Source organism: Bacteroides sp. 519 (genome assembly GCF_010500955.1).
In the GTDB taxonomy this organism is placed as follows: domain Bacteria; phylum Bacteroidota; class Bacteroidia; order Bacteroidales; family Bacteroidaceae; genus Bacteroides.
This window is the reverse complement of sequence record NZ_QVMJ01000004.1, coordinates 199,774-224,515: the sequence shown is the minus strand read 5'-3', so window position 1 is coordinate 224,515 and position 24,742 is coordinate 199,774. Positions and strand designations below refer to the sequence as shown.

Here is a 24,742-nt window from a genome sequence, read left to right as displayed (position 1 = left end):
GTAATACTATGCTTGATTCTTTAAAAGAAATAGATTTTGGTGGCAGCATATTTGTTCTGTTTTTTCTGCTAATCTTCATATCAGGAATTTCGCTCTTTCATACTGCCTTTGTGCATCGTGCAGGTAAAAAGCTAAAACCCAGCTGGCTATTATTTGCTATTTATAATCTGGTTGCTACATTGCTGTTTTTTATTCATCCGGGGTTAACTGTTGGTTGGTTAATCTTGCTGTTTGGCGCTACCTTTGTAGTAGCTATACTTGCTACAATATTAGGAGTAGGAATGAATTTCTATCAAGGTGTAAGGAAGATTTTAACCAATAAAAGCCAATCTCTTTACAAGCGAATTCTAACCTTGATAGTCAGTGCACTTTGCATCTGCCTCTTTTTTACCACAGGCCCCTTCTTCTTTATTATAGCTATTATAGGCACTATTATTTACAGTGCAATTTGGGGAGGTTCAAACCGCTTTAATAAGTTGCAGGCAATTCTGCCCACATCTAAAATACGCTCAATGGCTATGGGGCTTGTTGAGGTAGAAGGAAAAGTTAGAATTAAAGACCAAAAGCTTGTTGCCCCCATTGAATCGAAACAATGCATTGGCTATCATTATACAATTGAGTCGATAAGTAGAGATAAAGATGGTGATAAGCGTTATTCAACCATTCATGATGAGAAAAAGTGCAATCGCTTCTTTATCGAAGACGAAACCGGAATGGTTGAAGTAGATACAGATAAACTTGATTTCATTATGTTTGGCATTGATGAAAGATACTCTACATCGTCGCGTCGGTACACACAATATGCTCTTTACGAAGGCGATGAAATGCTACTGATAGGAAAAGCCAATTTAGAAAACAACACCCCGATTATTACACACGAAGAGATTAAGAATGTTTTTGGAATAGCTCCGGTAACATCGGTAAACAGGTGGAACAGATTCAAACCACTCCGTTCATCACTTATTTTGTATTTAATGGCTTTTGGCTTTTTAGTAGGAATGATATTAATATTGTCAATAAAAGAAGTAGATGGAATGATTGTAGTAAGTTTGCCTCAGAATATATTTTCGTGGACTTTTTAAAATAAAATAGAATGGAAAAAATAGTTGCATTAATCATTTTCGGGCTTATTGTTCTAGGCATAATAAGCTATTTAGTAGGTTTGTATAATCGTTTGATTATGCTTAAGAACAACATAGTTAAATCATTTGCAAACATTGATGTATTACTGAAACAACGTACCGATGAGATCCCTAACCTTATTGCAGTGGTAAAAGAGTCGGAAAGGTACGAAAGCGAACTACTATCTAAGCTAACCCAGTTAAGAACCGATTACCTGAACACTGTCGACATTGAAAAGAAGGTGCAGTTAAGCAATGATATTGAAAAAGCATTAAAGTCGGTTATTGCCGTATCCGAAAACTACCCCGACCTTAAAACAAATGCTGCTTTCATTCAATTGCAGAAGCGTGTATCCGACTTGGAAGATCAGATTGCCGATCGCCGTGAGTTCTATAACGAAAGCGTTAACATGTACAATATAGGCATTGCAGAGTTCCCTGCTGTGATCTTTGCACGGATGATGGGTTACAAAGAAAAGAGTATGTTACATATCTCCGAAGAAGAAAAGAAGTACGATGGAGTTAAGTTTTGAATACTATAGCTGGCTGAGAAGTCTCAATGCAGAGCCTTTTGTGCTGATCTTCATCTCCATATTTGGCTCTTTCTTCTTTTTGCTGATATTCGGATTATTGAGGTATCTCCTTAAAAAGATTGGTTTAAGATTTATTGCCGATTGGAAGCTCCTGGACGACTTTATGATTTGTTTTGGAGTTACCGGATTCTTTGGCGGCTTTTTAATTATGTTGCTTACACCCCTGGTTTTATCTGAAGATGATGGCATGGGAGGTCTTCGCTTAATACTAATATGGCTGACTCTGTTTGCTTGTGTGTTCACATTCTATATGACCAACAAAGTAGTTTTGAAAAAGTGGTCGGACGAGGTGTTGGTTATTCAAAAACCTGAGATTAAGACTAAAAAGAAAAGTCAGAGAATGAAGAAAAAGAAAAAATGAAAGGCACAACACAATTAGTCATTTTCTTCTTTATCCTATTTTGGGGTGTTGTATCCGAAATATTTGCGCAAACACCCCAGCAATCCCCTGTAATTGAAGATGTTTTAGAACAATTATCAGCCAGCGACGAAGATATAGATTGGACCAATCAGATAGAAGAGCTTACCGAACGCATACAAGAGCCGCTCAATTTAAATACCATCACCAAAGAACAACTAGAGTCTTTTCCCTTTTTAACCGACCAACAAATAGAAAACATCCTTGCTTATATTTATATCAACGGGCAAATGCAAACCGTTTATGAGTTACAAATGGTTGAAGAGATGGACAAACAAACCATTCAGTATTTACAACCCTTTGTGTATGCAGAGCCAGTAAAAGAAACTCCATCCTATCCAAAGATAAAAAACATACTCAGGTATGGAAAACATGAAGTACTCACCCGCTTAGATATTCCCTTTTATAATCGGAAAGCCTATAACGAAACTGATAAGTTGCAAAACAGGTATTGGGGACCTGCTCAATATCATTCTCTTCGGTACAGCTTTCATTATCGTGATAACTTATATGCTGGGGTAACTGCCGAAAAAGATGCAGGCGAACCTTTCTTTGCGATGCACAATAAGCAAGGTTATGATTATTACTCGTTTTATTTCTACCTGAAGAATATTGGTAAACTAAAATCCTTGGCTCTGGGAAATTACCGGATAAGCTTCGGACAAGGATTGGTTATTAGCCAGGATTTCTTTATCGGGAAAACAACTTCATTGGCAACATTATCTTTCCGAAACAATACCATCCGGAAACACTCTTCTACCGATGAGTATAATTACTTACGAGGGATGGCAGGCAGCTATCAGATGGGCGATTTTACCCTATCCGCCTTTTATTCACATCGTTTGTTAGATGGCATTATCAATAACAATGTAATTACTTCGATACAGAAAACCGGATTACACCGAACCTCGCGCGAGGCCGAAAGACGAAATGCATTTGCCATGCAGGTGGCAGGCAGCAATATAACCTTTCAAAAGAATAACCTGAAAGTAGGTATAACCGGTATTTACTATTTCTTTGATCGCCCTTATTATGCCAGTACCCTAACAAGAGAGTATGCCAAATATAACCTTCGCGGCAATAATTTCTACAATGTTGGGTTTGATTATCGTTTACGCTGGAACCGTTTTGTGCTTTCGGGCGAAGCTGCCATAGATAAAAACAACTCCATGGCCACATTGAACATATTGAATTATAACCTATCGGGCAACTACAAATTCATGTTGATTCATCGTTATTATGCTTATGATTACTGGGCATTCTTTGCCCGTTCTTTTGCCGAAGGAAGTTCTGTTCAGAACGAAAATGGATGGTATTTGGCTGCCGAAATAACTCCATTCAGTCGATGGAAACTATTTGCCTCGGTCGATTTCTTTTCCTTTCCTTGGTTGAGATACCGGGTAGATGCTTCTTCGTGGGGAACAGATGCCATGTTTCAGGCAACATATACTGCAAATAAAAGGTTGAATATGTATTTCCGTTATCGTTTCAAAAAGAAAGACCGTAATTATACCGATGCCAACAAAGAAAAGACTGTACGCCCTTTGTATCAACATAAAATAAGATACCAGCTAAGGTATACGGCTTCTCCGGATATTTCTTTTCGTACCACGCTGGATTATACTCGTGTTAATCCGTCTGAGGTATCGGCCAGTCAGGGATTTCAGGTGGTGCAAACTTTTGCCTGTAAGTTACCTGCTCTTCCGGTTGTTATGGAATTGCATGCCGGATACTTTCATACAGACGATTATGACTCTCGTGTATATTCGTACGAGAAAGGTTTGTTATACTCCTTTTATTCTCCTTCGTTTTATGGAGAAGGAAACAGGTTTACTGCAAACATAAGATACAATATAAATAAGAATATGACATTAATAGCCAAACTGGGATTAACCAAATACTACGACCGGCAGACCATTGGCTCTGATTGGGATGAAATTAACAACAGCAAAAAGACCGACCTGCAGTTACAATTCCGTGCAAAGTTTTAAATGAATTCTGTGTCCTTAGCATATAAATCGAACATTTTTCTTTAAGTTTGTATTCTAAATAGAATTCTCAACAACTATGTTTCCATCACTTTATATAAAAAATTATAGGAACTTAAAAGAATTGACTATAAATTCTTTAAGTAGAATAAACCTGATTGCCGGAAAGAATAATACAGGGAAATCGTCTGTTTTGGAGGCAATATCTTTATATGCTAATGGAGAAAATATTAATAGCTTGTTTCAAATATTAGAAAATAGAGGAGAATATACCCCATATATTTTGCTCGAATCCGAAAATGCACAAGATATTAACCTAAGCGCACTTGCCTCATTGTTTACCGACCGTAAATATTCTAATGAAGACGAAGACAGGATATTAATTGGTACGACTGAGAAAAAAGACGATTACTCTCTTTATTTTGCTAAATATTTAGATGGAAATGAAAAAAAAGGCATTGATAATTTACCATTGGTTCTTATGCTAGAGATAGGAGAGGAATCTCGATCTTACTTTTTAAACCAGAAGTTAGAAAACTATAAGGTGCCTAAGTTAATACGTTCATCAACATTAAATACTCATTTTATACACACTAACAACATCAGTAGAAATATTAATGGAGTATTGTTTGATAATATTGCTTTAACAGAAAAAGAACAATTTGTAATTGATGCTTTACGTATAATAGAACCACGTACAGAACGAATTACATTTATTGAAAGTTATACTAAAACACGAACCGCAGTAGTAAAATTGTCGGGTGAAAATTCTGTTGTTCCTATTGGTAGTATGGGAGATGGTATTAATAGAATACTTACAATCATATTAGCTCTGGTAAATAGTAGTGATGGCTATTTATTAATTGATGAGTTTGAAAATGGATTGCATTATACTGTGCAAGACCAGCTATGGGAAATAGTATTTAAACTTGCTACAGTTCTAAACATACAAGTATTTGCAACAACTCATAGCAATGATTGTATTGCAAGTTTCACCCGGATACTTAACAAGGAACAAAACAAAGATTTGGGCAAATACATACGGTTAGATAATGTAGATGGAGTTGTTTAAATAACAAATGATATGTCAACAATAATATTCTCTTCCCCCATCTTCGGTCCAATACAATCGCGCCGATTGGGAGTATCTTTAGGAGTAAACCTTTTACCTGGCGATGGTAAGTACTGCTCTTTCGACTGCATTTACTGCGAGTGCGGCTTTAATAAAGATCATAAAACCAAAAGTTCGCTACCTACACGCGAAGAAGTAAAAACTGCATTAGAATCGACTTTGCAGAAAATGAAGAACGAAAGTTCTGCACTTGATGTTATAACCTTTGCAGGCAATGGCGAACCTACCATTCATCCGCACTTTGCCGACATCATTGACGACACACTGAAACTAAGAGATACATACTTTCCGTATGCTAAAGTTAGTGTGCTTAGTAATGCTGTACATATTGGTAAACCCAATGTGTTTGAAGCACTTCAAAAGGTGGATAATAACATCCTAAAGTTAGATACGGTTGATGAAGATTATATCAGATGGGTTGACCGCCCGGTAGCCCGCTATTCTTTGCCCCAAACAATAGAGTTACTAAAGGCCTTTAAAGGTAATTGCATTATCCAAACCATGTTTATGAAGGGTGAGTTTATGGGTAAGGATGTAAATAACACTACCAATAGCTATGTTCTGCCATGGATTAAAGTGCTGAAAGATATTGCCCCCAAACAAGTTATGATATATACCATCGATCGCGAAACGCCGGGGCAAGGCTTAGAGAAAGCCACCCCGGAAGAACTTAACCACATACGCGATTTACTTGTAAAAGAAGGCTTAAATGTAAGTGTATCCTATTAATTAATTGAACCGCAGAGTTACGCGGAGTTACGCGGAGTTTTAAGTTTCCTTGCGGCATCATAATACTCCGCGTAACTCGCGTAACTCTGCGGTTCAAATCTCAATTTAATAACTCTTTTGCTCTTTCCAGCGCCACATTGATATTAGGACAAATATTCTCCTTACCAATTAAGTCGTAAAAGCCGGCTTCTTCCAACGTTACATGAACTTTGTTATTAACTCCGGATAGCACAATGGTTATCTTTTCTTTTTTTGATAACTTACAGAGATTGCTCAGGTTGTGAATACCTGTTGAATCAATGAAAGGAACCTTACGCATACGTATAATCCTCACTGTTGGGCAGTCTTTCAACATAATCATTTGTTCTTCGAACTTATTGGCAATACCAAAAAAGTAAGGACCATTAATTTCGTAAACCTCTACTCCTTTAGGAATCAGAAGCTTTTCTTCTGTAATAGCAGCATCGGTATCTGCTCCCAGGTTAATCTCGTCTGTAAGTACAGATATCTCGGTGGTTTCGGCAACACGTTTCATAAATAACAAACAGGCAATAACCAAACCAACTTCGATAGCAATGGTAAGGTCGAAGATTACAGTAAGGAAGAAGGTTATTAGCAAAACAGCAATATCCGACTTGGGGTTTTTCAGTAATGCCTTAAACGTTCTCCATTCGCTCATATTATAAGATACAATAACCAACACCCCGGCCAGGCAAGCCATTGGAATGTATTTGGCAAGTGGCATTAATAACAAAAGAATAAGCAGCAACACTATAGCATGAATAATCCCTGCTACTGGGGTGCGCCCACCATTGTTTATATTAGTCATGGTACGCGCTATGGCACCTGTAGCCGGAATACCACCAAATAAAGGAGTGATGATGTTTGCAGCACCCTGTGCAATCAGCTCGGTGTTCGAATCGTGCTTGTCGCCAATTATACCATCGGCAACGGTGGCCGATAACAGCGACTCAATGGCACCCAGAACGGCAATTGTAATGGCTGCCGGCAATAAACCATTAATAGCCTCCCAATTAATTACCGGAATATCGGCATCGGGTAGTTTCGATTGAATATCAAACCTGTCGCCAATAGTATCTATCGAATCAATATCCAGAAACGTTTTCAATGCATAAACAACCAGCGTTATTACAATAATAGCAATTAACGAACCTGGAACTTTCTTTGTTATTTTAGAAGAGAATACAATGATAAGAATACTCACAATACTAATAATGGTATTCCACCAGTTAATAGTATCGAAGTGCTGGAAGTAAAGCATCCACTTACCCAGAAAATCGCCGGGGATTTTTTCACCACCAAAGTCAAGCCCAAATATATCGGCTATTTGAGTTGTAAAGATGGTTACTGCAATACCGCTTGTAAACCCTACGATAATAGGATACGGAATAAATTTAATGATGGCTCCCAGCCTGAAAACTCCCAGCAGAATAAGCAATACACCTGCCATTATAGTGGCAATAATTAATCCGGATTCGCCGTATTGCTGAATAATACCATAAACAATTACGATAAACGCACCCGTGGGGCCACCTATCTGTACCTTGCTTCCACCTAGAAATGAAATAATAAATCCGGCGATAATTGCCGTAATAATACCCTTTTCGGGCGATACCCCCGAGGCAATACCAAAAGCTATGGCAAGTGGTAATGCAACTATTCCTACAATAATACCCGCCATTAAATCGGCCATAAAGTTTTCCTTTGAATAGTTTTTAAGTGTGGAAAACAATTTGGGCTTAAAAGGAAACTGTTTCATTTGAACCTTTTTCTGATGTTTTTTGTTTATTTTATATGTTATCCCTAATAATAATAAAGCAGATGCAAAATTAGATAAAATAAAACTAATTAATATGGTAAAAGCTTTTTATTTCCTGTTTATAGATTTAATCAATAATACCAAAGAATTTATCTATACCCCATTTCGGGCGTATGAAAGATCATTTTTTTATCTTTGCACTAACTACTAAATATAAATGTAATATAGAAGGATAGTATCCTGATTAAACGAATTAAATTATGGCTAAAAGTATCAAAGGAACAAAAACAGAAAAGAACCTGCTTATGACTTTCGCAGGCGAATCACAAGCAAGAATGCGTTACACTTATTTTGCTAGCGTTGCAAAAAAAGAAGGTTTTGAACAGATTGCTGCAATTTTTACCGAAACTGCCGATCAGGAAAAGGAACACGCTAAACGTATGTTCAAATTTCTAGAGGGTGGTATGGTTGAATTTACTGGTACTTTCCCTGCTGGTGTTATAGGTACAACACTCGAAAACCTGAAAGCTGCTGCCGCCGGCGAGCACGAAGAATGGGCTACCGACTATCCTAAATGTGCAGATATTGCCGACGAAGAAGGTTTCCCCGAAATTGCTGCCATGTACCGCAATATCAGTGTTGCCGAAAAAGCACACGAGGAAAGATACCTTGCTTTTGTAAACAACATTGAGAACGAAAGCGTATTTAAGAAAACAGAAGAAGTATTGTGGCAATGCCGCAACTGCGGATATATTCATGCAGGTACCGAGGCACCGAAGGTATGCCCGGCTTGTGTTCATCCACAGGCTCACTTCGAAGTGAAGAAGACAAATTATTAATCAGATTATTTCTTTATAGCTTTTATCTTGAATCCCGGTAGCTTCTGTTTTGAATGCTACCGGGATTTCTTTTATCTTTGCACCCACTTATGAATCCATACATACAGAAACTCAATAAATCCAAATACCCGGTAGTGCTGGCGCCGATGGAGGATGTCACCGATCCGGCTTTCCGTTTGATGTGTAAAAAGTTCGGGGCAGATATGGTTTATACCGAATTTGTATCGAGCGATGCACTTATCCGCGCAGTAAACAAAACCAGGGCAAAGTTAACTATCAGCGAAGAAGAACGGCCTGTTGCCATTCAGATATACGGTAAAGAAACCGATGCCATGGTCGAGGCCGCCCGTATTGTAGAAGAAGAGGCAAACCCGGATATCCTTGATATTAACTTCGGGTGCCCGGTAAAGAAGGTTGCTGGTAAAGGAGCGGGTGCAGGCATGTTACGGAATATACCCAAGATGCTCGAAATAACCCGTGCCGTTGTTGATGCCGTAAAGCTTCCGGTAACAGTAAAAACCCGTCTGGGATGGGATTGCGACAATAAAATAATTGTAGAACTTGCCGAACAATTGCAGGATTGTGGAATTGCAGCGCTTGCCATTCACGGTCGCACCCGCTCGCAGATGTACACCGGCGAAGCCGACTGGACACTGATTGGCGAGGTTAAAAACAACCCACGTATGCACATCCCTATTATTGGCAATGGCGATGTAACCAGTCCGCAGCGCGCCAAAGAATGCTTCGACCGTTACGGTGTTGATGCTATTATGGTGGGTCGTGGAAGCATTGGTCGCCCCTGGATATTCAAAGAAATAAAACATTTTCTGGAAACAGGCGAGGAACTCCCCCCGCTACCCTTTGAGTGGAAACTAAATGTGTTGCGCGAAGAAGTTTTAAACAGCGTTGAGCGGTTAGACGAGCGTAGAGGCATCATCCATATCCGCCGACATCTGGCAGCTACTCCGTTATTTAAAGGAATACCCGATTTCAGGCCAACACGAATAGCTATGTTACGAACCGAATCGGTAGAGGAACTGTTTCAAATATTCGACCGGATATTGGTTGCTCAAAGTCAATCAGAAAATTAACTCTGGATATACGTCACAGTATTTCACCACAAGGGGTATCCCTACAGGGTTCTGTGGTGAATCACATAATCATGCAATTAAAAAATCTTTCCAACAAACAGCCGTCTGTTTAGTTATTTCGTCACCTCTAAAAAGCAACAAACACGAAAGTTTGTCCGACTAACCCGCGCCACACGCTTTGTAGAGCCTATTTTAGTGCGTAAATTCAAAATGCTGCATTTTGCATTGATGAAATGCTGCATTTCGTTCGATCAAAATGCTGCATTTCGAAAGTGTGAAATGCAGCATTTTGAAATCGCGTTTTGCAGCATAAAAAACAGTAATTATTTGTGGATAGATAAAAGTAAACAAAAATACGGGAATAACTGTAGTTTGTACTTACTGTCATTCCCGTATAATCTTAATTAAAGATACAAAATTACTGTGATATATGCAACCATGTATTAACATCTGCTAACATCCAAGTAATAATGCATTGAAGCAGCTTTTTTATTTTTGAATGATTTTATAGTCGAAATCCAATTAACTTTCACTATTTTTGTCTCCGTGTACGCAAACGAAGCAATTATTAAATAGATTACGATTATGAAAACAAATTATGAAATTCGTTATGCTGCGCATCCGGAAGATGCAAAAAGCTACGACACTGCGCGAATTCGCAGGGATTTCCTTATCGAGAAAGTTTTCTCGGCCAATGAAGTGAATATGGTTTATTCCATGTACGACCGTATGGTTGTGGGTGGGGCTATGCCTGTAGGTGAAGTTTTGAAGCTGGAAGCTATCGATCCTTTGAAAGCCCCTTATTTTCTTACCCGTCGCGAGTTGGGTATATACAATGTAGGTGGTCCTGGTGTAGTAAAAGCAGGCGATGCAACATTCCAATTGAACTATAAAGAAGCATTATACCTTGGCTCGGGCGAAAGAGAAGTTACTTTTGAAAGTGCAGATGCCAGTAAACCTGCTAAGTTTTACTTCAACTCACTACCTGCCCACAGAAACTACCCAGATAAAAAAATAACTAAAGCCGATGCTGTAGTTGCCGAAATGGGTTCGTTGGAAGGTTCTAACCACCGCAACATCAATAAGATGATTGTAAACCAAGTGCTTCCTACCTGCCAACTGCAAATGGGTATGACCGAACTTGCACCGGGTAGTGTATGGAACACCATGCCTCCTCATGTACACTCGCGTCGTATGGAAGCTTACTTCTATTTCGAAGTTCCCGAAGAACATGCTGTATGCCACTTCATGGGCGAAATAGACGAAACCCGTCACCTTTGGATGAAAAACGATCAGGCAGTACTGTCGCCCGAATGGTCAATCCACTCGGCTGCTGCAACTCATAACTATACCTTTATCTGGGGTATGGGTGGCGAAAACCTTGACTATGGTGATCAAGACTTCTCGGCAATAACAGATATTAAATAATGTGCCAATAGGCTAATGTGCCAATGTGCCAATAGGTTAATATGCTAATATGGCAATGGGCTAATTTTATAGAATGAATAATTAAATAATAAACCAATAATGTGCTGCATAGCCAATTTGCATATTGGCATATTGGCACATTATTCACATTAATAAAATCATGAATAACTTTTCTTTAGAAGGAAAAATAGCACTTGTAACAGGTGCATCTTACGGAATTGGTTTTGCAATTGCAACCGGATTGGCCGAAGCTGGAGCCACAATTGTGTTTAACGACATCAACCAGGATCTTGTTGATAAAGGTTTAGCTGCATATAAAGAAGCAGGTATTAAAGCAAATGGTTATGTTTGTGATGTAACCAACGAAGAGCAAGTAAACGCTTTGGTTGCTCAGATCGAAAAAGAAGTAGGTGTTATTGATATTCTGGTAAACAATGCAGGTATCATTAAACGTATCCCTATGCACGAAATGAGTGCAGCCGAATTCCGTCAGGTAATTGATATCGACCTGAATGGTCCGTTCATTGTATCGAAAGCGGTTATCCCAAGCATGATGAAGAAAGGTCATGGAAAGATTATTAATATCTGTTCTATGATGAGCGAACTTGGACGCGAAACTGTGTCGGCTTATGCTGCTGCTAAAGGTGGTTTGAAAATGCTTACCCGCAACATTGCATCCGAGTATGGCGAATACAACATTCAATGTAACGGCCTTGGCCCGGGTTATATTGCTACACCTCAAACTGCTCCATTAAGAGAACTACAGGCTGATGGTTCACGTCATCCGTTCGATCAGTTTATCATTGCCAAAACTCCAGCTGCACGTTGGGGAACTCCTGCCGATTTAGTTGGTCCGGCAGTATTCCTGGCATCGGAAGCTTCTAACTTCGTAAACGGACATGTGTTGTATGTTGATGGAGGTATCCTTGCATATATTGGGAAACAACCGAAATAAGAATAGAAGGAGGTAATGTTAGGTAAAGGAGGTATAGTAGTAAAAATATAATGTAACTACTTTACCTCCTTTTACCTGACTCTACCTCCTCAAATACTTAAAAACTAATGAAAAATTTATTCTTCTTACTCATAACATGTATTGCATTTCTGTCTTGTCAGGAAAATGCAGGTGTAACGGTAACAGTTACCAATCCTATTGATCTGGAACGGACAAACGAAATGATAGAGGTATCCATGGCCGATGTAGCCAAATCTTTGAATCTTCCTGCCGATGGGCTGGTAGTGGTGAAGGATGCCCAAGGTAATGAAATTGCTTATCAGGTTACTCACGACGAAAAAATTATTTTCCCAGTAAGTGTAGGTGCTAATACAAATGCAACATACACCATTCAGCAAGGTACTCCTAAAGAAGTATCGGTTATTGCTTGCGGAAAACAGTATCCGGAACGGGTAGATGATATTGCATGGGAAAACGACCGGGTTGCATTCCGCACATACGGTCCTGCGCTTCAAAGAACCGGCGAACGTGCTTTTGGTTACGATGTATGGAACAAACGCGCTACAACCGAGCCTGTTGTAGAAGAACGTTATGCTATTGAGTTAAATCCTGAAACATTGGCTCAGATTGATAGTTTGCGTAAGGTTGATCCTGCTGCTGCTGCAAAGTTACGCGCAGAAACATCTTATCATGTTGACCACGGAAACGGAGGAGACTGCTACAAAGTAGGTCCTACACTGGGTGGTGGTACTGCTGCTTTGTTGGCCGATGGAGAGATTGTGTATCCGTATTGCTACAAAACATTCGAGATATTAGATAACGGTCCTTTGCGTTTTACCGTGAAACTGACATACAATCCGCTCACTGTTAAAGATGATACCAATGTTATCGAAACCCGTGTTATCTCACTGGATGCTGGTTCTCATCTAAACAAAACAGTTATTTCGTACACCGGTTTAAGTGGTGCAACTCCTGTTGCTACAGGTATTGTATTGCACGAGCCCGATGGTGAAGTTACTGCTGATGCTGCAAAAGGTTTCATTACTTATGTAGATCCTACCGATAATCCTAAAGCGGATAACGGAAAGATTTTTGTTGGTGCTGCATTCCCCAAAGCGGTAACAGAAGCTAAACCGGTACTGTTTGGCGAAGAAGAAAAAGCAAACAGAGGCGGTGCCGATGGTCATGTACTTGCTATCAGTGATTATATTCCCGGATCGGAATACACTTACTACTGGGGTGCCGGATGGAGCAAAGCAAACATCAAAGATGCTGCTCAATGGGATCAGTATATGAGTGATTATGCACAGAAAGTAAGGAATCCGTTAGTGATAAAATATTGATATTAGACATCATCATTCAACGATTCTCGTCATCCCGAATGTAATGAGGGATCTCTAAGGCTACGGTTGCCCAGGAGATCCCTCATTACATTCGGGATGACGAATTTTGTGCTTATAGCAGTTTAAACTCATACCCTTGCTCCTTTAACCACTCAATAGAGCGGGGCAGAGCATACTTCATATTCTTTTCTGATTTAAGTGAGTCGTGGAAAGTGATGATCGACCCATTGCGGGTGTACTTCTTCACAATATTAAATACCTGCCTACCATTCAGTTTATTACTGTAGTCGCGGCTCACCACATCCCACATAATAATCTTATAATATTTCTTTAAAGTGAAATACTGTCCCCACCGCATGTGTCCGTGTGGAGGGCGAAACAGTTCTGTCTTTAATACTTCGTTGGCTTTATCGGTATTCTGAAGATAGTTTTCGGAAAGGTACTCAAATCCACGGATGTGATTAAAGGTATGGTTACCAATACGGTGACCACGATCTACTACCATTTGATATTCCCGGGGATGTTTGCGAACATTGTCGCCCACCATAAAGAAAGTAGCCTTAATATTGTACTGATCAAGCAGATCGAGCACCCAAGGAGTTATATCAGGAATAGGGCCGTCGTCGAAAGTGAGATAAACGGCCCTTTCCTCTGTATTCATCCGCCATACAGCATCTGGGTATAGCACCCGTAGTAGCCAGGGAGGTTGTTCTATAAACATTAGTTTTGAGTGATGAGTGATGAGTTTTGAGTAATGGGTTTTGAGTTTTGAGTAATGAGTTGTGAGTAATGAGTTCTGAGTGATACCGCATGGCAAACTCAAAACTCATTACTCACTACTCATTACTCATAACTCATTTCCCAAAGCGGGTGGAGAATTCTTCGTATAGGCTATTCAAAGTAGCTGAATATCCAGTGGCTAAATCCGATCCGTTCTCTTCCATAATTCGTATGCACTCATCAAGTAGAGATATATTATAGCCAATGTCTCTGTAACTAACCAATACTTGTCGGTCGTTCAGGCTCAGGTACCAGATGATGTACTCCGAGGCTTTATTGGCCATATAATCCAGTATCTTATCAGCCTTTTCCTTTTCGCCAAGCTTGTAGTAAGCAGTACCTATATTAATTGCGCCATTCTGGTAATCGTAAGGAACATTGAATCCCGGAATCATTTGCTCGCAATAGTTTAAAGCAGCAAGGGCCTTATCGTTCTTACCCTCTTTCAATAACTGGTCAACCAATTGTGCAAAAAGACGGCGATGTGTATAACACATACGCAAAACATTCTCATCGATATAGATGCCCGGTTTATCAATACCGCCAAATTTAAACTTAGTCATCAGGTTATTGTACATCCGTTCACTGTCTATTGTTTCGCCCAAAGCTTTGGTGTCAAACGGTGTGAAACGGTAAGCCAGCCCTTCCTGAATAAAGTGATTAGCCATATTAAGCTGATTTTCGGCCCCTACAGTGATGGCCATAAACATCGGACGTTCCCAGTTGGCATTAGCCAGCATTTCGAGCATCATCAGTTCACTCTTATACAAAGCACGTTTGCCTTTTAACGAGATGTGCATATAATCAGGAATTGAATCGCCCAAAGCAGCAGGAATCTTCATACCCGAACGGCGTACAGCATCTTTATCTATTTTCATAACGATACTATCGGTTGGGATAACATTCAATTCGCTGCGAATCCATTTCTCAAGGATGTTTTTCAGCTCGTAAGGATTGTCGCCAAACTCTTTGCGCACATCATCCATTTTCGAGTTAGGCATACTGTCGTTATAAAGCGGTTCAATCTTCTTCTTCAGGAAGTCGGCATGGACAGCAACGTATTCGTTGGTTCCTTCTACATATTCTACACGGTTCCAGGTAATAGGCAGTGAAGGAGACAGGTATGCCGGACGTTTCATCTGGTCGATGTACCAATCGGTTTGCAGGTAGCTCAGGTTACAAGTACGTGCATCGGTGCGGAAGCCTTCTGTTTCCTGATTGTACCACAATGGGAAGGTATCGTTATCGCCATTGGTAAAGATGATTGGTTTACCTTCTTCGGGCAACGTCATGAGGTAGTTCTGACCGAAGTCGCGACATACATAACGTCCGCTACGGTCGTGATCGTCCCATGTTTGGCTTGCCATCTGAATAGGAACCAGCAAACAAATAACCGAAGTAATGATAGCTGCCGGTACATATTTTACATTAAAACGTTTCCGTAATAAGTGTATGATACCTGCAACTCCCATACCTATCCAGATAGCAAAGGCATAGAACGAACCGGCATAAGCATAGTCGCGTTCGCGTGGCTGACTGGGTGTTTGATTCAGGTAAAGTACAATTGCAAGTCCGGTCATAAAGAAGAGGAAGAATACTACCCAGAATTGCTGCACCCCTCTTTTACCGCGGTATGCCTGCCAAAACAGTCCTATGATTCCCAACAACAGTGGTAAGCCAAAGAACACATTGCGGCCTTTATTTTCTTTCAGTTCCTGTGGCAACAGGTCTTGATTACCTACCAGCATATTATCAATAAACTTGATACCTGTAATCCAGTTACCGTTTTCTATCTCACCATGTCCCTGAATATCGTTCTGTCGGCCTACGAAGTTCCACATAAAGTATCTCCAGTACATAAAGTTAATCTGGTAGGAGAAGAAGAACTTGATGTTTTCCCACTGGGTAGGAACATTCACTGTAGTCAGTTCGCCGCAACGCTCGTAGGTAATGTCTCTTCCTTTAATGTCGAGCCATCCTTTATACTGCTCGGCATGCAAACTGCTATACATACGTGGAAATAGCATGTTCTGTGCATATTTATATTCTACACGTCCGGGAATCTGGATATAAGAGTCTTTTTCGTTGGGCGAAGTTTTTTCTTTGCGCACCCATTTGGTCGATTTCGATTCTTCGCAAGGTACACAGTAGTTACCTTCTACTTTCAAATCAATTTGTGAAGAATAGGTTTGTCCGTAGAATAGCGGACGGCTACCGTATTGCTCACGTCCCAGATAATCGCCCAGCGTAAAGATGTCTTCGGGAGAGTTCTGGTCCATCGGGGTGTTGGCAATAGAGCGGATTACAATCAGTGCATACGATGAGTATCCGATCATGATTGTCATGATGCAAAGCAGCGCCGTATTCATGGTACGGGCACTGATCTGGTATTTCTTATCGATTGATGTGGTGAAAAGATAAATAGCAAGAATAACTAGTACCACCATACCAATAAGAATACTGTTGAATCCTTTGCCGTAGAAAGGAATACCCAGCAAGGCAATGGTAAGCAGGAACGAGATATTCATTTTTATACGGCTTTTGTTTTGATAGCTTTCGTAAACGCCCCAAATGATAACAACAGCCAATACAATGATATAAACAATAACGCCGGTGTTAAATGCCATCCCGAATGTGTTTACAAACAAAAGTTCGAACCAGCCGCCAACTTTAACGGCTCCGGGAACAATACCGTACAATACTACGGCAACAAGCACGCCCGATCCAATAAGGGCAAGAATACTGCCTTTGAGGTTGGCATCGGGATTCTTTTTATAATAATAAACCAAAACAATGGCAGGTAAACAAAGCAGGTTGAGCAGGTGAACACCGATACTCAAGCCGGTGAAGTAGGCTATCAGAACAAGCCAACGGTCGGAGTGTGGTTCGTTGGCAGCATCTTCCCATTTTAGTATCAGCCAGAAAACCAAAGCTGTGAACATAGATGAGTAGGCATATACTTCGCCTTCGACTGCACTGAACCAAAATGTATCGCTAAAGGTATAGGCTAGTGCACCAACCAATCCCGATCCCATGATGGTGATTAGTTTGCCCAGACTTATTTCTTCTTCTGTTTTAACAATCAGCTTTCTAACCAAATGAGTGATAGACCAGAAAAGGAAAAGGATACAAGCGGCACTCATCAGTGCACTCATATAGTTAACCATTTTGGCAACCAAAGTTGCATCGCTGGTAAAAAGGGTGAAGAAGTTAGCGGTAAGCATAAAGAAAGGTGCCCCGGGGGGATGACCAACTTCTAGTTTATAAGAAGAAAGAATAAACTCTCCACAGTCCCAGAAACTGGCAGTGGGCTCAACAGTCATGCAATAAACAATGGCAGCAATAAGAAATGTAAACCATCCGATGATGTTATTTACCGTTTTGTATTGATTCATCAACTATAGCTATTTATTAGTGAACATATTACGGGTGGCAAAGATACAATAAATTTTTATACAGCTTCCGAACTTTCGCTATTATTCGGACTCAGGATACCACTATATCTGCCAGAGTCCTTTAATACTTTTACAGCTTCCTTTAAATCCGGATCGCTTTTCAGTTGTTGAATGATTCCTCCTTTCTGGAAATAGTATCGTTTTACTATCTCGTTATTGATAAGGTCTTTTATCTCATCAGCAAAATGATCCAGATCCTGATTCAGGTTATGGCTGAGTTTGTTTTCGAGTGCAGCAAACTCTTCGGAAGCATTATCCAGATAGCCTTCAAACTCTGCTGTTTCTTTCAGTGTTTTAAGTAGCTTTCCGCTTTGTTGGTCGTATTTAAAATCAGATTTCTGCACCAGTTCTTTGAACTCCTGATAGTCGGCATCGGTTATAGCAAAAGATTCTGCCGGGGCAATTGTTTGATGTTTCAATGCATAATCGGTAGCATAATTGAAAATCAGATTATCGTTCAACAGATAAAACAAGATATTAGGAATTTTTTCGGGTTTGATAACAATATCCGGATTAATACCTCCTCCATCGCGCACCTCGCGACCAGCCAGGGTACGATATGCAGTTGTTAAACTGTCGGGTATGCGGCCTATGCTGCCATCGGCGTTGCGATGGTTGTAATCAATAGCCTGCACACAACGTCCGCTAGGTGTATAGTATTTAGAAACTGTTATCTTCAAAGCTCCCCCGTAAGGCAGTGCACGTGTGGTTTGTACCAGTCCTTTTCCAAATGTGCGGGTTCCAATAACTACGGCGCGATCCATGTCTTGCAATGCACCTGCCAGAATTTCGGAAGAAGAGGCAGTACCATTGTTAACAAGCACTACAATAGGGAGGTCGGTATCCAATGGTTCACGACGGGTTTTGTAGGTGCTTTCTGTTTGCTTAATCCTTCCTTTGGTAGTTACAATAACTTCACCACGCGGCACAAAATAGTTGGCTATTTCAACAGCTTCGTCCAGTAAACCTCCGGAGTTGTTGCGTAAATCAATTACCAGTGAAGAAAGGTTCTGAGTTTTTTTCAGTTCAAGGAAAGCTTCTTTAAATTCTTTTGCCGGTTTCCCCGAAAAACTATTGAGGTTGATGTAGCCAATGCCATCATCTATCATTCCGTTATAAGGAACTATTGGCAGCTGAATAGACTTACGAACAATATCAAAATCAATTGGTTTTTTGGTTCCGGGACGTTCTACTTTCACTTTCAGTGAAGTGTTAACCTGCCCGCGGAGCATTTCGCTAACTTCGCTGTTGTTTTTTCCGGTCAGGTCCTTGCCATCAATTTCAAGAAGCACATCGCCTGCCTTTAAACCTACTTCGGCTGCCGGCATGTTTTCGTAAGGTTCGGCAATAACAGAACGTTTACGTTTGGGGTCGTAGGTAATTAATGAACCGATTCCGCCATAGGTACCCTTTATCATCTGCTCCAATTCGCTCTGATCTTCTTCGGGGAAGTAATTGGTGTATGGGTCGAGCGACATTAACATCGCATCAATACCTGTTCTTAATGTTTTATTGGCATCCAGCGTATCTACATAAAACATATCCAGCTCTTTTACAATAGAACTGAAGATACTTATGTTTTTAGCTAACTGGAAGTTGCGGTTATCCATCTTCCGGAAACCGAAAAATGATACTCCGGCCAACACAATAGCAAAAACTATAACGGTTTGTTTATTGATATATTTTTTCATCCTTCTTAAATTAGTAGTGAGAATTGAATCATCTTATTCGGCTAGCATAGCATTAACATTCAGCTTAATTTCATTCCAGCGGGGCTTTGTCATTTGTGCGCCTACCACCTGAATAATATTCCCTGATAATATAGAACCTATTTTAGCGCATTTCTCGAGCGAGTATCCCGAGGTTAGTCCATAAAGAAATCCGGCAGCAAAATAGTCGCCTGCGCCAGTAGTGTCGACTACCTTTTTTACCGGAATGGCAGATATTTGAATACTTTCGGTCCCTTTGCGGATAAGCGATCCCTTTGCTCCGGTTTTTACAATAGCAATGCTGCTCATTCCGGCCAGAATCTCTACAGCCTCTTCGGGTTCTTTGCCGGTAAATGCTTTAGCTTCTTCTTCATTAGCAAACAGAATATCTACGTATTTGTTTATAAGAAGCTTGAAAAAATCAAATTCTTCGGCCACAATATTGTAGCTTGCCATATCCAGACATATTTGCAAACCAGCTTCTTTGGCCAGTTCAATAGCCCGCAGAATAAGATCATGGTCTTGTACCAAATATCCTTCGATATAGAAATAGGTATACCCTTTAAACATTTCCAGCGATAGATCTTCGGCTTTTAAAGTAGCAGCTGCTCCAAGGTAAGTGCCAAAAGTACGTTCCCCATCCGGAGATATAAAAGTAGAGGCTATACCCGAAGGGAGAGCTGGGTTTGTGAGAAGTTTATCTTCTATATTATTCTTTGAAAGGTTTTTGCGGTAGAAATTGCCATACTCATCGTTGCCCACTTTACCAATGAATCCGGTGGCTGCCCCCATAACCGAAAGTCCAAGAATTGTATTTCCTGCCGATCCTCCGGTAGCTTTGTGAGTTTTCATCTCGCTGAAGTGCTCTTGTATTTGCGTCAGCTTTACTTCATCTATTAACTGCATGCTGCCTTTAGGAAGCTGCATTTTGTTGAGTAAGGAATCATCTTTTATCTTGGCTAATACATCAACCAGTGCATTACCCATACCAAGGATTTTATCCATTTTTATTTTTTTTCTGCAAAGATATTGCATATTCCAAAATATCCTATTACTTTTGCATCGCATTTCAAGGAAATAATCATTCTTCCTTAGCTCAGTTGGTTAGAGCATCTGACTGTTAATCAGAGGGTCCTTGGTTCAAGTCCAAGAGGAAGAGCAAAACTTGAAATGCAACATTCTTCCTTAGCTCAGTTGGTTAGAGCATCTGACTGTTAATCAGAGGGTCCTTGGTTCAAGTCCAAGAGGAAGAGCGAAAAGAGCCACTTACAACAACTTGTAAGTGGCTTTTTTGCGTGTTCCCCGAAATACTTTATCTTTGCAACGTTTTATTCATATATAACTTACACTCTATGTCAACAGAATTATTCTCTTCTCTACCTTATAAGGTAGCAGATATTTCTCTTGCGGACTTTGGCCGTAAAGAGATCGAACTGGCAGAACAGGAAATGCCTGGCCTAATGGCTCTTCGCGAAAAATACGGAGAAAAGAAACCCCTGCAAGGAGCTCGCATTATGGGTTCACTGCACATGACCATTCAAACAGCTGTATTAATTGAAACACTGGTTGCACTAGGTGCACAGGTACGTTGGTGCTCATGCAACATCTATTCAACACAAGACCATGCAGCAGCAGCCATTGCTAAAGCCGGAGTACCTGTATTTGCATGGAAAGGCGAAACACTCGAAGATTATTGGTGGTGTACACTGCAAGCACTGAACTTCGACGGTAATGGTCCAACTGTTATTGTTGACGATGGAGGCGATGCCACAATGATGATTCACATAGGCTACGAAGCAGAAACCAACGCTGCCGTACTTGATAATCCAGCCGAAGCTGAAGACGAAATAGAACTCTATAAAATCCTGAAAGGTATTTTAAAAGAAGATCCCGACAGATGGCACAGGGTAGCACCCGAAGTACGTGGTGTATCCGAAGAAACAACCACAGGAGTACATCGCCTTTACCAGATGCAGGAAGAAGGTAAACTTCTTTTCCCAGCATACAATGTAAACGATTCGGTTACCAAATCTAAATTCGATAACCTGTATGGCTGTCGCGAATCATTAGCCGATGGTATTAAAAGAGCCACCGATGTTATGATAGCCGGTAAAGTAGTTGTTGTTTGCGGATATGGCGATGTTGGTAAAGGATGTGCCCATTCTATGCGCAGTTACGGAGCCCGTGTACTTGTAACCGAAATAGACCCGATTTGTGCACTACAAGCAGCCATGGAAGGCTTTGAAGTAACCACAATGGAAGAGGCCTGCGCCGAAGGTAACATATTTGTAACCACAACCGGAAACATTGATATTATCCGCATCGACCACATTGAACAAATGAAGGATCAGGCAATAGTATGCAACATCGGTCACTTTGATAACGAAATTCAGGTAGAAGCCTTGAAGAACTATCCGGGCATTGAAAGAGTTAACATTAAACCACAGGTAGATTTGTACAAATTCCCCGATGGACACAGCATTCTTCTGTTGGCCGACGGTCGTTTGGTTAACCTGGGTTGTGCTACCGGACATCCTTCTTTTGTAATGAGTAACAGTTTTACAAACCAAACATTGGCACAGGTTGAACTTTACAATCGCGAACATGCTATTGGCGTTTACCGCTTACCTAAACATCTGGACGAAGAAGTTGCACGCCTGCACCTCGAAAAGATTGGAGTAAAACTTACCAAACTAACTTCTAAACAAGCTGCTTATATCGGAGTTCAGGTAGATGGACCGTATAAGCCGGAGCATTATAGATACTAATAAGTTTTGAGTAATGAGTGATGAGTTTTGAGTATCCATGCGGTGTGCTCAAAATTCATTACTCAAAACTCATTACTCAAAACTCAAAACTCAAACTCATGAAAAAGTATATCCCCGATTTGATAGCCATTCTGGCATTTGTGATTATATCGCTAGTCTATTTCTTACCAGCCATAGAGGGCCGTATACTGTTTCAACACGACGCTTCGGCAGGTGTGGGAGCCGGACAAGAGAGCAAAGAATATTATGAGCGCACGGGTGAGCGTACCCGGTGGACAAACTCCATATTCGGAGGAATGCCCACTTACCAGATGTCGCCCAGCTACAACTCTACCGATTCATTGCGCACAGCCGAGAAAGTGTACCACCTCTTTCTGCCCAACTATGTATGGTTATCTTTTGTGATGTTGTTGGGATTCTACATCCTTTTACGAACACTCAAGGTGAATCCGGTACTCTCTGCTTTTGGGGCAGTAGCGTGGGGCTTATCTTCCTACTTCTTTATACTCATTGCTAACGGACACATCTGGAAGTTTGTTGCGCTGGCCTACATCCCACCAACAATAGCCGGAATTGTACTGGCCTACCGTGGCAAATACTTGGTTGGCGGACTTGTGGCGGCATTATTTGTGGCACTGCAAATCTTGTCTAACCATGTGCAAATGAGCTATTATTTCCTTTTCGTAATCATTGGTTTTGCTATTGCTTTCTTCTTCCAGTTGAAAAAAGAAGGCAATCTGCCTCAATTTTGGAAAGCAAGTGCAGTACTTGTGGTAGCAGCATTGGTGGGGGTAGCTATTAATGCATCGAATCTGTATCATACATATACGTATGGTAAAGATACTATGCGTGGCAAAAGCGAACTGGTTTACAAGGGCGATAAAGCCAACCAAACCAGTAGTGGGCTCGACCGCGATTACATTACCCAATGGAGTTACGGAATTAGCGAAACATTCACCCTCCTTATACCCAACGCTAAAGGAGGAGTTAGCGATCCGCTAATTTACAGCTCAAAGGCAATGGAAAAAGCCAACCCCATATATCAGAATTTGTATGCACAACTAACTCAATATTGGGGCGATCAACCCATGACCAGAGGACCTGTATATGTAGGTGCTTTGATTATGATGCTCTTTGTACTTGGCTGCTTCATTGTGAAAGGTCCTATGAAATGGGCTTTACTGGGCCTAACCATTTTTTCCATACTATTATCGTGGGGAAAGAATTTTATGCCACTTACCGATTTCTTTATCGACTGGATTCCGATGTACAGCAGTTTCCGTGCTGTATCTTCCATTCTGGTTATTGCCGAATTTACTATACCATTGCTGGCTGTACTTGCATTGAAAGAACTTATTCAGAACCCGAAAGAGATATTAGGTAAATGGCGCAAATCTTTTATTGCAAGTTTTGCACTAACAGGAGGTATCTCGTTACTGTTTGCTCTATTTCCAAAAGCATTCTTTAACTACATTTCGGCAATGGAGATGGGAGCACTTCGCAATGCTTTTGATTCACAGCAATTAGCTGGGATACTGAACGATCTTGAAACAGTGCGTGTTGCCATCTTTACATCCGATGCATGGCGTAGCTTCTTTATCATACTGCTTGGTTCTGTATTGATTTTGTTGTATGCAAAGAAATCTTTCAAACCATTATGGTTAGCATTGGGGATAGCTATCATTTCGCTGGTTGATTTATGGCAGGTTGATAAACGTTATCTGCACGACGACCTATTTGAACCGCCAACAGTGAAAACCAATACATTCCGTAAAACCAAGACAGACGAAATGATATTGCAGGACCCTGACATCAATTACCGGGTACTCGATATGTCGGTAAGTACATTTAACGATAACACAGCCGCTTACTGGCATAAAAGTGTGGGTGGATATCATGCAGCAAAGCTTCGCAGGTATCAGGAAATGATTGAGCACTACATTGCACTCGAAATGCAACTTACCCAGAAAGCTATTGTCGAGAACAACGGAGATATGGAAAAAGTTGACCCCAGCCTCTTCCCGGTACTGAATATGCTGAATACAAAGTATTTCATTATGCCTGTAGGGAAAAACGAGACATGGCCCATACAGAACCCCTATGCACTAGGCAATGCATGGTTTGTGAACGAAGTACGTTATGTAGATAATGCAAATGAAGAAATAGATGCATTGGCCGAGGTTGATCTGTACAAAACCGCAATTGTAGATAAACGCTTCTCCGAGATTCTTGGTGGGGTAACTCAACTACGCACAGATTCGCTTGCAAGTATTATACAACAAAGCTATGAACCCAATCACCTTGTGTTTAAGAGCAATAGTGCATCGGATGGTGTAGCTGTATTTTCCGAAATATATTATCCCGACTGGCAAGTTACTATCGATGGCAAACCAGTAGAGTTAGCCCGTGCTAACTATATTCTACGCACATTACCTATACCTGCCGGAGAGCATACCATAGAAATGCGTTTCGATCCGCAAAGCGTACATACAACAGAAACCATTGCATATATTGGGCTTGCATTGCTTTTAATAGGAGCAGTTGTTATGTTAGGCGCGAAGGCACGAAAAATACGTCGTTAGTAGTTAGTAGCTAGCAGTCAGTAGAACTATA

Annotated in this window: 18 protein-coding genes and 2 tRNA genes; 15 read left to right on the top strand and 5 right to left on the bottom strand. The window is 40.7% G+C overall.

The features are described 5' to 3' along the window. The first annotated feature begins 8 nt into the window (after window positions 1-8). From D0T85_RS05760 to D0T85_RS05735, 6 genes are all read left to right on the top strand, one after another. Window positions 9-1,082 carry a hypothetical protein gene (locus D0T85_RS05760; protein WP_163211136.1) on the top strand — a complete coding sequence of 358 codons (1,074 nt, stop codon included), beginning with the start codon at window positions 9-11 and terminating at the stop codon, window positions 1,080-1,082. Between the two features lie 11 nt (window positions 1,083-1,093). Then, on the top strand, window positions 1,094-1,654 hold the full coding sequence (locus D0T85_RS05755) for a LemA family protein (protein WP_163211134.1): 561 nt from the start codon (window positions 1,094-1,096) through the stop codon (window positions 1,652-1,654). After that, window positions 1,638-2,075 carry a hypothetical protein gene (locus D0T85_RS05750; protein WP_163211132.1) on the top strand — a complete coding sequence of 146 codons (438 nt, stop codon included), beginning with the start codon at window positions 1,638-1,640 and terminating at the stop codon, window positions 2,073-2,075. The genes D0T85_RS05755 and D0T85_RS05750 overlap by 17 nt, the downstream gene beginning before the upstream one ends. Beyond that, the gene (locus D0T85_RS05745) at window positions 2,072-4,123 is read left to right on the top strand and encodes a helix-hairpin-helix domain-containing protein (RefSeq protein ID WP_163211130.1); all 2,052 of its coding nucleotides are present in this window, start codon (window positions 2,072-2,074) and stop codon (window positions 4,121-4,123) included. Before D0T85_RS05750 ends, D0T85_RS05745 begins: the two co-directional genes overlap by 4 nt. Before the next feature lie 76 nt (window positions 4,124-4,199). Beyond that, a complete protein-coding gene (locus tag D0T85_RS05740; RefSeq protein WP_163211127.1) occupies window positions 4,200-5,192 on the top strand; it encodes an ATP/GTP-binding protein in 993 nt (330 codons plus the stop codon). A 12-nt stretch (window positions 5,193-5,204) separates the two neighbouring features. Then, complete coding sequence (locus D0T85_RS05735; protein WP_163211124.1) at window positions 5,205-5,981, top strand: radical SAM protein; 777 nt, start codon at window positions 5,205-5,207, stop codon at window positions 5,979-5,981. 100 nt (window positions 5,982-6,081) lie between these two features. Here D0T85_RS05735 and D0T85_RS05730 read toward each other — a convergent pair whose 3' ends face one another. Next, entirely contained in the window at window positions 6,082-7,761 is a 1,680-nt protein-coding gene (locus tag D0T85_RS05730; protein ID WP_163211122.1) for a SulP family inorganic anion transporter, read from the bottom strand. 260 nt (window positions 7,762-8,021) lie between these two features. Between D0T85_RS05730 and rbr the strand changes: the two genes are divergently transcribed. The 5 genes from rbr to D0T85_RS05705 all read left to right on the top strand — a co-directional run bounded on the left by rbr (window position 8,022) and on the right by D0T85_RS05705 (window position 13,417). After that, a complete protein-coding gene (gene rbr / locus D0T85_RS05725; RefSeq protein ID WP_163211120.1) occupies window positions 8,022-8,600 on the top strand; it encodes a rubrerythrin in 579 nt (192 codons plus the stop codon). A gap of 89 nt (window positions 8,601-8,689) precedes the next feature. After that, window positions 8,690-9,691: a tRNA dihydrouridine synthase DusB gene (gene dusB / locus D0T85_RS05720; RefSeq protein ID WP_163211118.1), complete on the top strand. Its 1,002-nt coding sequence runs from the start codon at window positions 8,690-8,692 to the stop codon at window positions 9,689-9,691. 585 nt (window positions 9,692-10,276) lie between these two features. Beyond that, window positions 10,277-11,119, top strand: a complete 843-nt coding sequence (gene kduI / locus D0T85_RS05715) for a 5-dehydro-4-deoxy-D-glucuronate isomerase (RefSeq protein WP_163211116.1) — start codon at window positions 10,277-10,279, stop codon at window positions 11,117-11,119. Between the two features lie 160 nt (window positions 11,120-11,279). Beyond that, complete coding sequence (locus tag D0T85_RS05710; RefSeq protein ID WP_163211114.1) at window positions 11,280-12,074, top strand: gluconate 5-dehydrogenase; 795 nt, start codon at window positions 11,280-11,282, stop codon at window positions 12,072-12,074. Between the two features lie 107 nt (window positions 12,075-12,181). Continuing rightward, window positions 12,182-13,417: a DUF4861 domain-containing protein gene (locus D0T85_RS05705; RefSeq protein WP_163211112.1), complete on the top strand. Its 1,236-nt coding sequence runs from the start codon at window positions 12,182-12,184 to the stop codon at window positions 13,415-13,417. Window positions 13,418-13,529: 112 nt separating this feature from the next. Here the strand turns inward: D0T85_RS05705 and D0T85_RS05700 are convergent, their stop codons facing one another. From D0T85_RS05700 to D0T85_RS05685, 4 genes are all read right to left on the bottom strand, one after another. Continuing rightward, on the bottom strand, window positions 13,530-14,138 hold the full coding sequence (locus D0T85_RS05700; RefSeq protein ID WP_163211110.1) for a polysaccharide deacetylase family protein: 609 nt from the start codon (window positions 14,136-14,138) through the stop codon (window positions 13,530-13,532). Between the two features lie 133 nt (window positions 14,139-14,271). Next, window positions 14,272-17,592, bottom strand: a complete 3,321-nt coding sequence (locus D0T85_RS05695; protein WP_163211108.1) for a protein O-mannosyl-transferase family — start codon at window positions 17,590-17,592, stop codon at window positions 14,272-14,274. A gap of 56 nt (window positions 17,593-17,648) precedes the next feature. Next, window positions 17,649-19,343: a S41 family peptidase gene (locus D0T85_RS05690; protein ID WP_163211106.1), complete on the bottom strand. Its 1,695-nt coding sequence runs from the start codon at window positions 19,341-19,343 to the stop codon at window positions 17,649-17,651. Between the two features lie 33 nt (window positions 19,344-19,376). Then, on the bottom strand, window positions 19,377-20,366 hold the full coding sequence (locus D0T85_RS05685) for an adenosine kinase (RefSeq protein ID WP_163211104.1): 990 nt from the start codon (window positions 20,364-20,366) through the stop codon (window positions 19,377-19,379). An 80-nt stretch (window positions 20,367-20,446) separates the two neighbouring features. Here D0T85_RS05685 and D0T85_RS05680 point away from each other — a divergent pair. The 4 genes from D0T85_RS05680 (at window position 20,447) to D0T85_RS05665 (ending at window position 24,711) form a co-directional block, all read left to right on the top strand. Further along, a tRNA-Asn gene (locus tag D0T85_RS05680) sits at window positions 20,447-20,520 on the top strand. A gap of 20 nt (window positions 20,521-20,540) precedes the next feature. After that, a tRNA-Asn gene (locus D0T85_RS05675) sits at window positions 20,541-20,614 on the top strand. A 99-nt stretch (window positions 20,615-20,713) separates the two neighbouring features. Then, on the top strand, window positions 20,714-22,129 hold the full coding sequence (gene ahcY / locus D0T85_RS05670) for an adenosylhomocysteinase (protein WP_163211102.1): 1,416 nt from the start codon (window positions 20,714-20,716) through the stop codon (window positions 22,127-22,129). A 98-nt stretch (window positions 22,130-22,227) separates the two neighbouring features. Next, on the top strand, window positions 22,228-24,711 hold the full coding sequence (locus D0T85_RS05665) for a YfhO family protein (RefSeq protein ID WP_163211100.1): 2,484 nt from the start codon (window positions 22,228-22,230) through the stop codon (window positions 24,709-24,711). The last annotated feature ends 31 nt before the right edge of the window (window positions 24,712-24,742 follow it).